The organism is Photobacterium chitinilyticum, assembly GCF_004104355.1.
Taxonomy (GTDB): domain Bacteria; phylum Pseudomonadota; class Gammaproteobacteria; order Enterobacterales; family Vibrionaceae; genus Photobacterium; species Photobacterium chitinilyticum.
Window position 1 is genome coordinate 64501 of the sequence record NZ_RJLM01000009.1, and the last position, 15228, is coordinate 79728.

At 47.2% G+C, this 15228-nt stretch carries 10 protein-coding genes and 1 tRNA gene; 5 read left to right on the top strand and 6 right to left on the bottom strand.

Annotation, left to right across the window (positions count from 1 at the left end; translation table 11 throughout):
- Window positions 1–63: 63 nt before the first annotated feature.
- The 3 genes from dnaG to EDI28_RS18795 all read left to right on the top strand — a co-directional run bounded on the left by dnaG (window position 64) and on the right by EDI28_RS18795 (window position 4031).
- Window positions 64–1818, top strand: coding sequence for a DNA primase (gene dnaG / locus EDI28_RS18785; protein WP_128785426.1), 1755 nt, complete (start codon window positions 64–66; stop codon window positions 1816–1818).
- 92 nt (window positions 1819–1910) lie between these two features.
- Window positions 1911–3752: an RNA polymerase sigma factor RpoD gene (rpoD, locus tag EDI28_RS18790; protein WP_128785427.1), complete on the top strand. Its 1842-nt coding sequence runs from the start codon at window positions 1911–1913 to the stop codon at window positions 3750–3752.
- 203 nt (window positions 3753–3955) lie between these two features.
- A tRNA-Ile gene (locus tag EDI28_RS18795) sits at window positions 3956–4031 on the top strand.
- 126 nt (window positions 4032–4157) lie between these two features.
- On the opposite strand, the gene EDI28_RS18800 is transcribed toward EDI28_RS18795, so the two are convergent.
- The gene (locus EDI28_RS18800) at window positions 4158–5015 is read right to left on the bottom strand and encodes a DUF2608 domain-containing protein (RefSeq protein ID WP_128785428.1); all 858 of its coding nucleotides are present in this window, start codon (window positions 5013–5015) and stop codon (window positions 4158–4160) included.
- A 1074-nt stretch (window positions 5016–6089) separates the two neighbouring features.
- On the opposite strand from EDI28_RS18800, the gene pykF reads away from it, so the two are divergent.
- The gene (gene pykF, locus EDI28_RS18805; protein ID WP_128785429.1) at window positions 6090–7502 is read left to right on the top strand and encodes a pyruvate kinase PykF; all 1413 of its coding nucleotides are present in this window, start codon (window positions 6090–6092) and stop codon (window positions 7500–7502) included.
- Between the two features lie 323 nt (window positions 7503–7825).
- Window positions 7826–8491 carry a GntR family transcriptional regulator gene (locus EDI28_RS18810; RefSeq protein ID WP_199287464.1) on the top strand — a complete coding sequence of 222 codons (666 nt, stop codon included), beginning with the start codon at window positions 7826–7828 and terminating at the stop codon, window positions 8489–8491.
- A 55-nt stretch (window positions 8492–8546) separates the two neighbouring features.
- On the opposite strand, the gene EDI28_RS27560 is transcribed toward EDI28_RS18810, so the two are convergent.
- The 5 genes from EDI28_RS27560 to leuO all read right to left on the bottom strand — a co-directional run bounded on the left by EDI28_RS27560 (window position 8547) and on the right by leuO (window position 14743).
- The gene (locus tag EDI28_RS27560; RefSeq protein ID WP_267900012.1) at window positions 8547–8675 is read right to left on the bottom strand and encodes a hypothetical protein; all 129 of its coding nucleotides are present in this window, start codon (window positions 8673–8675) and stop codon (window positions 8547–8549) included.
- Between the two features lie 215 nt (window positions 8676–8890).
- Window positions 8891–9388, bottom strand: a complete 498-nt coding sequence (gene ilvN / locus EDI28_RS18815) for an acetolactate synthase small subunit (RefSeq protein WP_128785430.1) — start codon at window positions 9386–9388, stop codon at window positions 8891–8893.
- Complete coding sequence (locus EDI28_RS18820; RefSeq protein WP_128785431.1) at window positions 9388–11106, bottom strand: acetolactate synthase 3 large subunit; 1719 nt, start codon at window positions 11104–11106, stop codon at window positions 9388–9390. Before EDI28_RS18820 ends, ilvN begins: the two co-directional genes overlap by 1 nt.
- Window positions 11107–11708: 602 nt before the next feature.
- Window positions 11709–13529: an AMP-dependent synthetase/ligase gene (locus EDI28_RS18825; RefSeq protein WP_128785432.1), complete on the bottom strand. Its 1821-nt coding sequence runs from the start codon at window positions 13527–13529 to the stop codon at window positions 11709–11711.
- A 257-nt stretch (window positions 13530–13786) separates the two neighbouring features.
- Window positions 13787–14743 carry a transcriptional regulator LeuO gene (gene leuO / locus EDI28_RS18830; RefSeq protein ID WP_128785433.1) on the bottom strand — a complete coding sequence of 319 codons (957 nt, stop codon included), beginning with the start codon at window positions 14741–14743 and terminating at the stop codon, window positions 13787–13789.
- Window positions 14744–15228: the final 485 nt, after the last annotated feature.

Consider the following 15228-nt stretch of genomic DNA (forward strand, 5'->3'; position numbering starts at 1 on the left):
TTTGTATTTTAGCGTCAATAAATTACACTTTTACTCCCGTTTAAATCAGGTAACGCTCACTTTATGGCAGGAAAAATCCCTCGTACTTTTATCGATGATCTCATTGCACGACATGACATCGTGGATATTGTTGATGCCCGAGTGAAACTAAAAAAGCAAGGCAAGAACTTTGGTGCCTGCTGCCCTTTCCATAATGAGAAAACCCCTTCTTTTTCCGTCAGCCAGGAAAAACAGTTCTATCACTGCTTTGGCTGTGGCGCTCACGGTAACGTCCTTGATTTTGTCATGGAGTTTGATCGTCTTGAGTTTGTCGAGGCAATAGAAGAACTATCCTCCCAGCTCGGTCTGGAAATCCCCCGCGAACAAGGCAGCGGCGGAGGCTCATCTGCGCCAAGGAGCAAAGAAAAACTGGGCCTGTATGAGATGATGGGACAGATTTCCCAGTTCTATCAATCCCAGCTCCGTACGAAAGAAGGCCAAGTCGCCGTTGATTACCTGAAAGACAGAGGCTTATCAGGCGAGGTCGTACAAAAATTCGGTATTGGTTTTGTTCCCGATCAGTGGGATATGGTCCGTACCCGATTTGGTCGAGATGCTGAATCGCAAAAATCACTTGTCACAGCAGGCATGCTGATCGAAAACGACAATGGTCGTCGCTATGACCGTTTCCGTGGCCGAGTGATGTTTCCGATTCATGATCGTCGTGGCCGGGTGATCGGCTTTGGTGGACGAGTCCTGGGTGATGGTACCCCAAAATACCTCAACTCGCCGGAAACCCCGATTTTCCATAAGGGGCGAGAGCTTTATGGCCTATACGAAGTTCTGCAGGCCTACCGCGAACCGGAAAAGCTGCTGGTCGTAGAGGGGTATATGGACGTGGTGGCTCTGGCCCAGTTCGGAGTCGATTATGCCGTCGCCTCGCTGGGAACCGCCACTACCGGTGACCATATCCAAACCATGTTCCGCCAAACAGGTACCATTGTTTGTTGCTACGACGGTGACCGAGCCGGGCGTGATGCTGCATGGCGTGCCATGGAGCAGGCTCTGCCCTATCTCACCGACGGCCGCCAGCTTAAGTTTATGTTCCTGCCTGACGGCGAGGATCCTGACACCTATATCCGCCAGTTTGGCAAAGAGGGCTTTGAGCATAAGATCAACGAGGCCATGTCGCTCTCGGAATTTATGTTTAACTCGCTCGTCGCCCAGGTTGACATGAGCAGCAAGGAAGGCAAGGCAAAACTAAAGACACTTGCCAAGCCATTGTTAGAGAAAGTGGCCGGTGAAACTCTACGTGAATACCTGCTAAATGCACTAGGCTATAATTTAGGATTACCACCAGATCAAATCAGGCTTGAACTCAAACGGGATGAAACCCAGAGACCGCGACTGCCTCAGCAGAACATCAAGCGTACGCCAATGCGCGACGTGATCGCTCTACTGATCCAAAATCCCCGTTTTGTCAGCAGCCTTGGGTTTGATATGGCCGCATTTGAAGAGATTACGGTCCCTGGACTAAATTTATTGATATCAGTAGTTGATAAATGCCGTTCGAACCCCAATATCACTACAGGCCAGTTGCTAGAGTACTGGCGTGGTAACAAGCAAGAAGCCATGATGGCCCGATTGGCCACATGGGAGCTACCCCTCGCTAAAGACGAGGATAACACTCTAGATGTATTTTTAGACGCGATGGACAAAGTCATAGACCAGTGCGTCAAACAACAAATCGAAAAGTTGCAGGCTAAATCGAACACCGTCGGCTTATCAGTCGAAGAGAAGCGGGAGTTGCAGTCATTGATACTCAACCGTCCCGGCTAGTCAGTGGTCAACAATTAAGAAGTTTGTTATAATTATTGGTTTGCATTTCTGCATACTACATTTTCACTCAGACCCGAAGTTGGATATCGTCTATGGAGCAAAATCCGCAGTCTCAGCTAAAGTTACTTGTCGCTAAAGGCAAAGAACAAGGCTATCTGACCTACGCCGAAGTAAATGACCACCTACCGGAAGACATTGTCGATTCCGATCAAGTGGAAGACATTATTCAGATGATCAATGACATGGGTATCAAGGTGGTTGAAACAGCCCCTGATGCCGATGAACTGATGATGACTGAAGATAATGCGGACGAAGACGCGATTGAAGCCGCTGCCCAAGCTCTGTCTAGCGTGGAAAGCGAGATCGGTCGCACTACCGATCCAGTACGCATGTACATGCGTGAAATGGGTACCGTAGAACTACTTACCCGTGAAGGCGAGATTGATATAGCCAAGCGTATTGAAGATGGTATTAACCAGGTTCAGTGCTCAGTGGCCGAGTATCCAAGCGCAATCGCTCACCTGCTTGAGCAGTTCGACAAAGTTGAAGCCGATGAGCTTCGTCTAACCGACATTATTTCTGGTTTTGTTGATCCGAACGAAGAGGGAACAACAGCACCAACGGCAACACATATCGGCTCCGAGCTAAGCGAATCCGATCTTGAAGATGAAGATAAAGATCTTGAAGATGACGACGACGACGAAGAAGAAGAAGAAGATACAGGTATTGACCCCGAGCTAGCCCGTGAGAAGTTCATGGAGCTTCGTGATTCTTACGAGAAAATGGCAACGGCAATCAATACGCATGGCCGCCACAATGCAAAAACAGAAGTGGCTGTCGAAGAACTTTCTGACATCTTCAAACAGTTCCGCCTGATCCCGAAACAATTTGATCGCCTAGTTAGCTCACTACGCCAATCGATGGACCGTGTTCGTACCAACGAACGTCTTATCATGCGTATGTGTGTCGACAACAGCAAGATGCCGAAGAAAACCTTCGTTAGCTTATTTGCAGGCAATGAGTCTTCTTCTGAGTGGATCGATGAAGCACTGAATTCCGGCAAGCCATATGCCGAGCGCCTGAAAAACTACGAAGAAGATCTTCGTCGCTCTACGCTAAAACTGCGAATTCTGGAACAAGAAACCGGGCTGTCGATCGAGCGTATCAAAGATATCAGCCGTCGCATGTCTATCGGTGAGGCAAAAGCTCGCCGCGCCAAGAAAGAAATGGTTGAGGCAAACTTGCGTCTGGTTATTTCTATAGCCAAGAAATATACCAACCGTGGTCTGCAGTTCCTGGATCTAATCCAGGAAGGTAACATCGGTCTGATGAAAGCCGTTGATAAGTTTGAATACCGTCGTGGTTACAAGTTCTCGACTTACGCAACATGGTGGATCCGTCAGGCTATCACCCGCTCTATCGCTGACCAGGCACGTACTATTCGTATCCCTGTTCACATGATCGAGACCATCAACAAACTGAACCGTATCTCTCGTCAGATGCTTCAGGAGATGGGCCGGGAGCCACTGCCGGAAGAACTGGCAGAGCGCATGATGATGCCGGAAGACAAAATCCGTAAAGTACTGAAGATAGCTAAAGAGCCTATCTCGATGGAAACCCCTATTGGTGATGACGAAGATTCGCACCTAGGTGACTTCATCGAAGATACCACGCTTCAGCTACCGATGGACGCTGCCACTGCAACCAACCTGCGTGGCGCAACCAACGATGTTCTGGCAGGCCTGACACCACGTGAAGCAAAAGTTCTGCGTATGCGTTTTGGTATCGATATGAACACTGATCACACCCTCGAAGAGGTCGGCAAGCAGTTCGACGTTACCCGAGAGCGTATTCGTCAGATCGAAGCCAAAGCACTGCGTAAGCTGCGTCACCCAAGTCGCTCAGACGTTCTGCGCAGCTTCCTTGACGAGTAATCGCTAGGCGTTAGTCTATTCAATACCAAAAAGCGAGCCTATCGGCTCGCTTTTTTTGTTTCTCCGATATAGGTTGAAGATCAACACTTTATGTTAACCTCCCAATTTTAGTTTTTTTACTTTAACTGCTTAAAAAGCAAACAAAACAATCCCTTTATTCGCTAGACAAGCGCCAGACCATCCCATATAATTTCCCGCACACTGGCCCCTTAGCTCAGTGGTTAGAGCAGGCGACTCATAATCGCTTGGTCCACAGTTCAAGTCTGTGAGGGGCCACCAAATATAGAAAGGCCGAAGCGGTTAATAACCACTTCGGCCTTTTCTGTCTCTGGTCTGCCTATAATCTATAACCGACTCGGCAGCTTCACTTCGTGTATCAGCGGGTCATCATCAGCCTCAACATTACTAACGCCCTAAACAGGTGTCTCCAATACGTGCCGGCGCAATCGTATCCAGAACTTGATTCAATTCTTTCCAGTCATTGGCCATTTTGTTCGCTTGAACCTGAGTTAGCACCGATCCATACTTTTCTGTTCGGTCATCTTCTACCTTAGTGTAGTGGTAGATAGTCATATCAACGGAGTCATCATCCTTGTAGGCTTTTTCCATGTTAACCACATTTTTCTGGCTATCGTCGATAAAGACAATCTCACTGAATGTCTGATCTGTCTTATCAAGTACATACTTCAGCATGGTGCCTTTATTCATGCCTGTAGTCATCATAATACCGTTGATGTAGCTTAGTGCGCGTTTGGGGTTGTCAATGTACACAGGAATAGTATCAGATCCCTTTTCCTTTAGTGGAGATATGGTCATATCAAACTGATTTCGATACATCTCACGCTCTGTCGCATATCGATAGTTCGGTGAGCGTGAAGTCAGCGCTAATACCGTCACACCTTTATCTTGCCAGTCTCGAACCATTGCCGGCACATTATCTTCGATAGTCTTCATCGGGATCAGTTCATAGAGAAGGCCGATAGAATCCTGAAACAGGCAATCAACTTTGGCGGCTTCCGTCGGCTTAACATCCAGCTTTCCTCGCTGCCACTGATACCAGATATCTCCCCCAAGATCAGAGCTCGATGTCAACAGGGTATTATCAATATCAACAACCACCAGCGGATTTTTAGCCTTGCTGGTTAACGTGCTAACTTTGTCGGCAATATCTTGAAACTTATCGGTATCTTTTACAACAACGTCAGCAAACGTGTTTGTAGCGAAGAGGAGAGTACATACTGATGCTAATGTTCTTAATTTCATGGCGTTTCCTTAACTTCTACCCATGCAGCCGTGGTGAACTATTAAGCATGCTGGTGACATAAACAACACACAAGCCGTTATGTTATAACATACAATTGAGAAGGCAGTATTTATGATAAGAAGAGGAATAAATCAGATACTGATCACATTCGAATAAGAAGTTAGCGCAATACACCCCGATAAATATCAATTAAATTGCACGCAAACGTTAAATCAACAAATTCTTTTAATATCAAATAAGTACATAGATATACTGCCGGATTAGCCTACTGTGCAAGCCTACACCCACAAACTCTCTTTTTTATCCCGCAATAAACTCCCCTTGAACTCTAAGCAACACCAAAGAGATATTTTACTGGCCAGTAATGGTGTGATGATACTTTCCTCCGTTGTGTGGCGAAGTAGCCAAAGAAGAAATAGAGAAAGGAACTTTCACTGAGAGAATCAAGGTTGTGAGTCAGAAGGTTAACAACAATACAGCCGCTTATTAGTGAGAATATAGCTCCCAACCAATTAGTATGCGCAAACAGCATCATCGACACCCTTCGCAAAAACACAATAGGAAACATTGCGTTCACACCAGGAAACAATCGAGCAACCTGTATTTATTTCATAGCTAGAAATAAATCAACTATTGATACATAACAAAAAAAATCTGTGAAATAAGTAGATAATCTCACCCTCTATAAAAACAGTAGTGAAAAGTTTGCGCATCATCACAAGGTGATAAAAGAATCAAGCTGTGCTATATTACTGAGCTTGTTTGTTAGCCAATTTTGTGGCTGCTCGACACACTTTCGTCATGATAACGTGAGAACATCCTTCAAGGACGGGACGGTAAGAACAAAACATGTACATAAGATCTGCCTTATGAAAGCAACCCGATGCTTTCATAAGGCAATATTTTTGTAAAAAATTTGTATTATCACTTAGAACTGACCACTAGAAGTTACAATTATTTGAACTGGCCCGCAGTTTGTAGGCGTATTTCAACATAAATGCACTTCTGTTTTCATGTATAACTCTGTGATTCAAATTTCCCTTGGGTAAAAGTTCGTCCGGAGACAATCCTCAATGAAAAAGACTAAGATCGTATGTACGATTGGACCTAAAACAGAATCAAAAGAGATGCTAACTAAACTAGCTAACGCTGGTATGAACGTTATGCGTCTTAACTTCTCGCACGGTGACTTTGCAGAGCACGGTCAGCGTATCGACAACCTGCGTGAAGTAATGGCAGCAACTGGCAAGCAACTTGCTATCCTGCTTGACACTAAAGGTCCTGAGATCCGTACAATCAAGCTAGAAAACGGTCAAGACTTTTCTCTGGTTGCTGGCCAGGAGTTCACTTTCACTACAGACACTTCTGTTGTCGGTAACCAAGACCGCGTAGCGGTTACTTATCCTGGTTTCGCTAAAGATCTGACTGCAGGCAACACTATCCTGGTTGACGACGGTCTGATCGAGATGGAAGTTCTTGAAACAACTGAAACTGAAGTTAAGTGTAAAGTTCTTAACAACGGTGACCTGGGTGAAAACAAAGGTGTAAACCTACCAGGCGTTTCTGTGAAGCTTCCAGCTCTTGCTGAAAAAGACAAAGCTGACCTTAAATTCGGCTGTGAGCAAGGCGTTGACTTCGTTGCTGCTTCTTTCATCCGTAAAGCGGAAGACGTAAAAGAAATCCGTGAACTGCTAAATGCGAACGGCGGCGAGAAGATTCAGATCATCTCTAAAATCGAAAACCAGGAAGGTGTTGATAACTTCGACGCTATCCTAGATGCATCTGACGGCATCATGGTTGCTCGTGGTGACCTAGGTGTTGAGATCCCTGTTGAAGAAGTTATCTTCGCGCAGAAGATGATGATCGAGAAGTGTAACCGCGCACGTAAAGTTGTTATTACAGCAACTCAGATGCTTGATTCTATGATCAAGAACCCACGTCCAACTCGTGCTGAAGCGGGTGACGTTGCGAACGCAATCATGGACGGTACAGATGCTGTAATGCTTTCTGGTGAGTCTGCGAAGGGTAAATACCCAATCGAAGCAGTAACTATCATGGCTCAGATCTGTGAGCGTACAGATGCAGCCCTTAAAGCCGAGCTAGGTTCTCGTCTAGATAGCTCTCGTCTACGTATCACCGAAGCAGTATGTAAAGGTGCAGTAGACACATCTGAGAAGCTAAACGCACCTCTAATCGTTGTTGCTACCGAAGCGGGTAAGTCTGCACGTTCTGTACGTAAATACTTCCCAACAGCAAACATCCTTGCTGTAACAACTAACGCTAAGACAGCTGCTCAGCTGGCTCTGACTAAGGGTGTTACACCTGTTGTTGTTGAGTCATTCGACAGCACTGATGCTTTCTACGGCCGTGGTAAAGATCTAGCTCTGGAAACAGGCCTAGGCGCTAAAGGCGATATCGTAGTAATGGTATCTGGCGCACTAGTACCTTCAGGTACAACTAACACAGCTTCAGTACACGTACTATAAGACGCATACTGAACCAAAAACGGGAGCCACTGGCTCCCGTTTTTTTATTCTGGTCAACAAACATCTCCTCCTTCCTTCTAATACCGACCCTAATATCAACGGAGATAAGCGGAAACGACTCACAGAACCAAGGGTTTCCTATCGCCCCTCCCGTTTTTCCATCGTATACTTCCCCTGAGCATGATTCCCGCAAGGTATACATTCTTGCTTATAAAACAATACTCTGGCTATGATTGGGTTGGCTGGTACCTTTTTATCAATTAACTTCAATCTGCTACTAATCCCCCCTAGGCAAACATGCCTGGCATTAAAAACAATAAAAAATGAGGAACGCAGTGTCTAGTCCTACTTTGACCAACAAAGTCATGGAAATGATCCGGCAAGACATCTTGCTCGGTGAGCTCGCTCCGGGACAAAAGCTTGTTGTTGCTGACTTAAAAGCCCGCTATGACGTCGGAGCCTCCCCTATTAGGGAAGCTCTGGTACAGCTGTCATGGAAAAAATACGTGAACTTTGCCCCCCAGAAGGGCTGTTGGGTAGCCCCTGTATCAATTGCCGAGCTCGAAGAGCTATTTGAAACCGGCCAGCTCCTTTCTCAAGCCCTACTTGAGCGCGCGATGAAAAACGGCGATGAAGCCTGGGAGCTCAATATCCTGACCAGCTTTCATAAACTTAGTCGAGTAAACCCCGCAGCAACAGATGTCGATTTCAACGAATGGGAAAAGCGCCACAGTGATTTCCACCTTGCTCTATTGGAAGGTAGCCAGTCCACTGTCATGCTAGGGCTATACCGTGAGGTCTACGAGCAAATTGAGCGATACCGTCATATCTGGGTCAGCCGTACACGTCACTATGAGGAGCGATACCATGATAACGGCGAACATGAAGCAATGATGAAAGCCGTGCTCAGCAGAAACCACGAAGCCGCACAGACGCTACTGAGCACTCACTCACAGCGTGCGATAGAAATGATCAAAATCTATCTATAAGCATCGACAATAAGTGCTTCTCTTAGCCTGCTAAACACCTTCCCATAACACCTGATCACCAGAAGATCTCTTTATGGTGGGTGTTCAGCAGCAATACCGCTAGCAAGAAATACAGCGCACTGACATTAAACCCCAATAAAAATAGTCCAAGGGTAGTCAGCCGAACCAGTAGTTTATTCATCATCGCCCATACTCCTTCTACCTAGGCAAGATCTTCCCTTTCAGCCCCGTCTTCTGCTCTATCATCTATTAGACTTTAGTCTAAGATACGTTGTCTTTCCGGACAAAGGTTGTATCCGCCCAAACGACGCAAGCCCGGCTCAGGGTTCCCAGAGCCGGGCTTGAAACAAGATAACAGTATGACGGCAGTAAACAGGCCGTTAGTTAGTCGATAGGTCGTTACGCCTTTAGCGCGCGCTCCCCTCTAGCAATCCCAACCACTCCGCTACGCGCAACCTCAACAATCTCTGTCGCTTCTGCCACCGCAGAGATAAAGGCATCCAGCTTGTCGCTGGTTCCCGCTAGCTGAATCGTGTAAATCTGGGTAGTAACATCAACAATTTGTCCACGAAAGATGTCTGCTGTTCGCTTGACCTCTGCTCTGGCAAAACCGCTCGCCTTTACCTTCACCAACATCAGCTCCCGCTCGACATGCTCGGTCTCGGTTACATTGCTGACTTTGAGAATATCAATGAGCTTGTGTAATTGCTTCTCGATTTGCTCCAACGCCGCATCATCTTCCACATTGGTGGTGATGTTAAGGCGTGACAGCGTCGGATCATCGGTCGGGGCGACCGTCAACGACTCAATATTATAACCTCGCTGGGAAAACAGGCCGACAACCCGTGATAATGCGCCCGATTCATTTTCAAGTAATACCGATACAATCCTGCGCATTATGTTCTCTCCGTTTTGCTTAGCCACATTTCACTCATTGAACCACCACGAATAAGCATCGGGTAGACGTGCTCGGTCTCATCCACACTGATATCGATAAAGACCAACTTATCCTTCAGCGCCAATGCTTCTTCCAGCTCGCTTTCCAGTTTGCCTGGGTCCGAAATTCGGACACCAACATGGCCATAAGCCTCAGCAATTGCCGCGAAATCTGGCACTGAATCCATGTAGGAATGTGAGTGGCGTCCCTGATAGATCATATCCTGCCATTGTTTCACCATTCCCAGGAAACGGTTATTGAGGTTGATGATCTTAACCGGGATATCATACTGCAGGGCAGTGGAAAGCTCCTGAATATTCATCTGAATACTACCGTCACCAGTCACACAGACCACTTCTGCATCCGGCAACGCAAACTTCACTCCCATAGCGGCTGGCAGACCAAAGCCCATGGTTCCCAGGCCTCCGGAGTTTATCCAGCGACGCGGCTTGTCAAACGGGTAATAAAGCGCGGCAAACATCTGGTGCTGGCCGACATCGGAAGCAACGTAAGCGTCACCGTCAGTCAGCTTATACAGCACCTCAATCACTTCCTGCGGTTTAATACGCTCACTATTTTTGTTGTAGCTTAGGCATTTACGGGAGCGCCATGACTCGATTTCGCTCCACCAGCTATCAATCGCCTGCTCGTCACTCCCCCCACTCTGCTCATCAAGCAGCTTAAGCATACTATTCAGCACTGTATCGGCCGAACCGACAATCGGGATATCGACCGCGATGGTTTTTGAAATTGAAGACGGGTCGATATCAATATGCATGATAGTGGCATCAGGGCAATATTTTTCGACGTTATTGGTGGTACGGTCATCGAAACGCACGCCGATACCAAAGATCAGATCCGAGTTATGCATCGCCATGTTGGCTTCATAAGTACCGTGCATTCCCAGCATACCCAGACAGCTTTTATGCGAACCGGGGAAAGCCCCCAGCCCCATCAAGGTGTTAACTACGGGGATATTCAGTGATTCTGCCAGCTTTACGATCTGTTCACCACAGTCAGACATAATGGCACCGCCACCGACATACAGCACCGGCTTCTTCGCCGCCAGCAAGGCCTTAACCCCACGTTTGATCTGCCCTTTGTGGCCCTGGGTCGTCGGATTATAGGAGCGCATCGCGATCGACTCGGGGTACTTATAGGGATAGGTTTCTGCCGGGTTTAGCATGTCTTTCGGGATATCAATGACAACAGGACCAGGTCGGCCGCTGGAAGCGATATAAAATGCTTTTTTGACAATATCGGGGATATCTTCAGGCTTCTTGACCAAGAAACTGTGCTTTACGACAGGACGGGAGATCCCCACCATATCGCACTCCTGGAAGGCATCGTTACCAATCAGGTTGCTCATTACCTGGCCAGAGAAAACGACCATTGGAATAGAGTCCATATAGGCAGTCGCAATACCCGTTATCGCATTGGTTGCACCGGGCCCCGATGTCACCAGCACCACGCCGACATCACCCGTGGCACGGGCATAGCCATCAGCCATATGTACGGCTGCCTGCTCATGGCGGACGAGAACATGTTCGATATCGCTTTTCTCATGCAGCGCATCGTAAATATCAAGCACTGAGCCGCCAGGGTATCCGAAGATATGCTTTACGCCTTGATCAATCATCGAACGGACGATCATGTCAGCGCCGGACAACATTTCCATATTTCTTGCCTCCAGGTCGTGTATATCATCCCATATAGCTAATTCTCAGGACATATCGAGCGGTTGTTAGCTGTCCAATACCGTAAACCGGAGGTGTGAATATCGTGTTTACGAACATTGCACAGTATGGGTAGCACAACCGCTTTCACGTGGCCGGAATTAAGATGTTCCACCACACCAATTAGCTATAACGGGCTGATATAACATAGTTAGGGCTTATTTTTAGCCTAAGTTGAAATCATGTTTACTTCTTCATGCTATGTGAGCCGCCGCCTGTCATAACAAACAACGGTAACCCGCAACAACTGTAACGCTTTTATATCAACCAAGTCTATTGGCTAAAGACACTTCACGTTATTCCTCTGCAACACCATGAAATAAGCCACCTTCCTCCGGCTTAACAGGTATGCAATAGAGATCATGCGCTAGATACAGCAGAGCAGTGAGAATATTCATCTGACGGAGTAAGAAGATATCAGGAGGTAATAGGGAGATTTAACCAGGTAGAAAGCTTCACCGTTGCACGAAAGGAAATCACAGGGAGCAACAAATCGAAAAAAGGAGCCAAAGGCTCCTTTATCTATGACGTTTAATAACTCAAGTTAATGGTTGCTGACCGACTTCTTGTGGCTTTCTTCATACATCCGCTCAATCTCCTGATTGTAGCGGTCTTGGATCACCTTGCGGCGCAATTTCTGCGTCGGGGTCAGCTCACCTTTATCCATCGAGAAGGCCATCGGTAACAAGGTGAACTTCTTCACCTGTTCGAACCGGGCAAGATCTTTTTGCAGCTCAACCACGCGTTTTTCAATCAGCTCAACGATCTGACTATGCTTGACCAGCTCAAGACGATCTTGATATTTAATGTTCAGCTCGCGAGCATGCTCTTCAAGTGTTTCGAAGCAAGGAACAATCAAAGCAGAAACAAACTTTCGGGTATCGGCAATAACGGCAATCTGCTCAATAAAATGATCTTTGCCGATAGCGCCCTCAATCACCTGCGGCGCAATATACTTGCCGCCCGATGTCTTCATTAGCTCTTTGATGCGATCGGTAATAAACAGGTTGCCCTCTTCATCGAATTCCCCGGCATCTCCTGTTTTCAGGAAACCATCTTCGGTGAAGTTATTGGCCGTTTCTTCCGGCATCTTGTAATAGCCACGCATTACCATCGGGCCACGGACCAAAATTTCATTATTGTCGCCAATTTTCACTTCTGCGCCCGGCATCGGCAGGCCGATCGAATCTGGATTGAAGCACTTGTCATCCCAGCATGAAACTGTCGCTGTGGTTTCGGTCATCCCGTAACCCAGCTTGACGTTAACGCCAATCGCATGAAAGAAACGACCGATACTCTCGTCAAGTTTGGCACCGCCACAAGGCATGAACTTAATCTGGCCACCAAGAATTTCACGCAACTTCGACAGTACAAGTTTGTCTGCCAGTTTGTAGCTCTGCTTAAGCATCAGCGATGGCTTACGCTGCTGCTGATGGCACAACGCCATCCGTGCGCCCATATTGACCGCCCAGGTGAAGATCACCTTGCGATGAAAAGGGGCTCTCGCGACTTTGTCGTGAACGGCTGAGTATATTTTCTCATACACACGCGGTACAGCAGACATGACATTCGGCTTCACTTCCGCCAAGGTTTCTTTCAGCTTGTTGGTATCTGCCAGATAGCAGTTCACACCGCCACGATGCAGCACATAGAACGTCCAGGCACGTTCGAAAACATGGGACAACGGCAGGAAGCAAAGAGAGCAGTCTCCCTCGTCCAGCGCAAGGTTGGTGTCATGGCCTTCAAGCTGCGAGGCAATGTTGGCATAGTCCAGCATTACCCCTTTCGGTGTCCCTGTCGTCCCCGAGGTATAGATCAGAGTCAACAGATCATCCATAGATGTCTGTTCGAGTCGCTGTGCCAGCTCGATCTCGGCTTCGGCGGAGGCTTGGCCAACAAAGTCATTGTAACGGCAAACTAACGAATGATCGGCCAGTTCGACATCGTCAGACATCACGACGATATGCTCAAGTTGCGGGCACTCTGCGGCGACTTCTACCGCAGCATCATGCTGAGCCTGTTCACCAACAAATAGAATCCGGACATCGGCATTATTAATAATATAAGCAGCCTGCTGCGGGGTGCTGGTAGGGTAGATAGGCACTGTCACGCAACGACTATAAAGGGCAGCAAAGTCAGCAATGGTCCAACGCGGCATGTTGCTTGAGAAAATGCCGACCTTATCTTGGACATTCAGCCCCTGGCTAAGCACAGCCAAGGCAAGTTGGTGGATCTGCTCACCAAACTCATTCCAACTAATATCCTGCCACTGGTCCTTGACCTGATGACGCAATGCAACCCGATCACCCAAACGGGCAATCTGGGTACGAATTCGATTTACGATATGAAAATCACGTTCAGCCATAACTACTCTGCCACTTTGGCTTACACCTGTAAGCCTATTCGAGACAGCGAAGTCTACAGTCGGTGCCAGAAAAGGCAACTGTAAAGCGTCACATTTTATTTTTTATGTCGTCACGATCCCAGTCCCTCCCCTTACCGGTACAGGCCTGATACGAGTTATTAATAGAAATAATACAAAGTGTAAGAAATTACTGATGCCGGGCGGGAGGCGATACCCGGCGATCAACAAAGTCAGCAAGCGCTAACTTTGGGCTGGACTTAGTATGAGCTGTCACCACAAACGTTCAGTAACTGATCACGCATCCAGATATGGCCTTTGTCTTTCTGAGATGACTCATGCCAACTTAGGTAACCGCTGATCTTGGCCGATTCAAACGGTAGCGGCAGAATTTTCAGCTGCTGACCCTGTGCAGCCGATTCAGCCAACCAACGCGGCATAACGGCAATCAAATCGGACTGACCGGCCACATACATAATGTTGCTCAGACTGGCCCCCTGGTAGGCTTCCTGATAGGAAGTGTGCTGGTTATAGATATGGTCCGCGAACATTTTCACACCGGGAATGGACTTCAGCACGGCGTGTTGTTCAGCAGCAAACTCCGCCTCGGAGATCGTTTCACCAATACGCGGGTGGTTACCGGCAGCAACCACGACCAGCTCATCGCTGAACAGTTCGGTACTGCAAAAACCCGGCTCATCAAAACGTACGTAATCAATAACAAAATCGACTTCCTGGTACCGCATCTTCTGAGTTAGCTCAGCATCAAGCTCGGCTTCAAGCTGCATGCGAAGATTCGGCGCCTGCTCGGCTACGCTGCGCAAGATACGAGGGGCAAAGCGCATATCCGACGGGCTGCAAATCGCCAGCTTAAAAGTACGGTTTGACGTCTCCGGAGAAAAGATTGAAGACGGCAATTCGTTTTTCACCAACTGCAGCGCCTGCCGCATCGGCCCGAATAGCTGCTTTGCTCGTTGGGTGGGCTGGATCCCACGACCATGACGAATAAACAACTCATCGTTGAACATCACTTTCAAGCGTGCCACAGCGTTACTTACCGCAGGCTGAGACATACCTAGATTATGTGCCGCACGGGTAATATTTTGCTCTTGCATAACCGCATCGAATACAGTCAACAAATTAAGGTCAACACTTCTTAGGTTTGACTCCATTCTGTAGCTATCCGCCGGATGGATAGATGAAGTTTTTTGCGTCATATTTTGCCTCTACTTGAATAAATTCGGGGCAAAATCCGTTATGCCACCGCTGGATGAAAAGAGCATTTCCTCTGCTCCAACCACTGAGCCCCTGTTCGGGATGCGGCCAGTATTATTCAAATAGATTGATGAAACCAATAGGCGAAACTCAGCAAATGTAAAGAGATATAACAAAAGAGTAAAATTCAGAATACAAACCAATACAAAACAAAGAGTTAACAGCAATATAAAAAGTTATAAAATCTCTATAAATAAAATAAAGGCGTAATTATAAGCAAGAATTGGCGTCAACTTGAGCAATAAATACCCATCATCCAAACCAAAAAAAACAATTTATCAATCCATCAATAAGTTCCAGTGATTGAACAAATGCACTTTTCAGCTTGATCGGATGAGTCAAATTCAGCCATTAAGTATTGCACCAAGTCGGGACATCGTACTTACTGACATATATTCAAACTATGTGTCCAGCTATGTCTCCAAGT

Coding starts and splice junctions, on each gene's coding strand:
- EDI28_RS27560 (WP_267900012.1), bottom strand. CDS start 8,675: ATGATGAATAAACTACTGGTTCGGCTGACTACCCTTGGACTATTTTTA.
- EDI28_RS18820 (WP_128785431.1), bottom strand. CDS start 11,106: ATGGAAATGTTGTCCGGCGCTGACATGATCGTCCGTTCGATGATTGAT.
- rpoD (WP_128785427.1), top strand. CDS start 1,911: ATGGAGCAAAATCCGCAGTCTCAGCTAAAGTTACTTGTCGCTAAAGGC.
- leuO (WP_128785433.1), bottom strand. CDS start 14,743: ATGACGCAAAAAACTTCATCTATCCATCCGGCGGATAGCTACAGAATG.
- pykF (WP_128785429.1), top strand. CDS start 6,090: ATGAAAAAGACTAAGATCGTATGTACGATTGGACCTAAAACAGAATCA.
- EDI28_RS18825 (WP_128785432.1), bottom strand. CDS start 13,529: ATGGCTGAACGTGATTTTCATATCGTAAATCGAATTCGTACCCAGATT.
- ilvN (WP_128785430.1), bottom strand. CDS start 9,388: ATGCGCAGGATTGTATCGGTATTACTTGAAAATGAATCGGGCGCATTA.
- EDI28_RS18800 (WP_128785428.1), bottom strand. CDS start 5,015: ATGAAATTAAGAACATTAGCATCAGTATGTACTCTCCTCTTCGCTACA.
- dnaG (WP_128785426.1), top strand. CDS start 64: ATGGCAGGAAAAATCCCTCGTACTTTTATCGATGATCTCATTGCACGA.
- EDI28_RS18810 (WP_199287464.1), top strand. CDS start 7,826: ATGAGGAACGCAGTGTCTAGTCCTACTTTGACCAACAAAGTCATGGAA.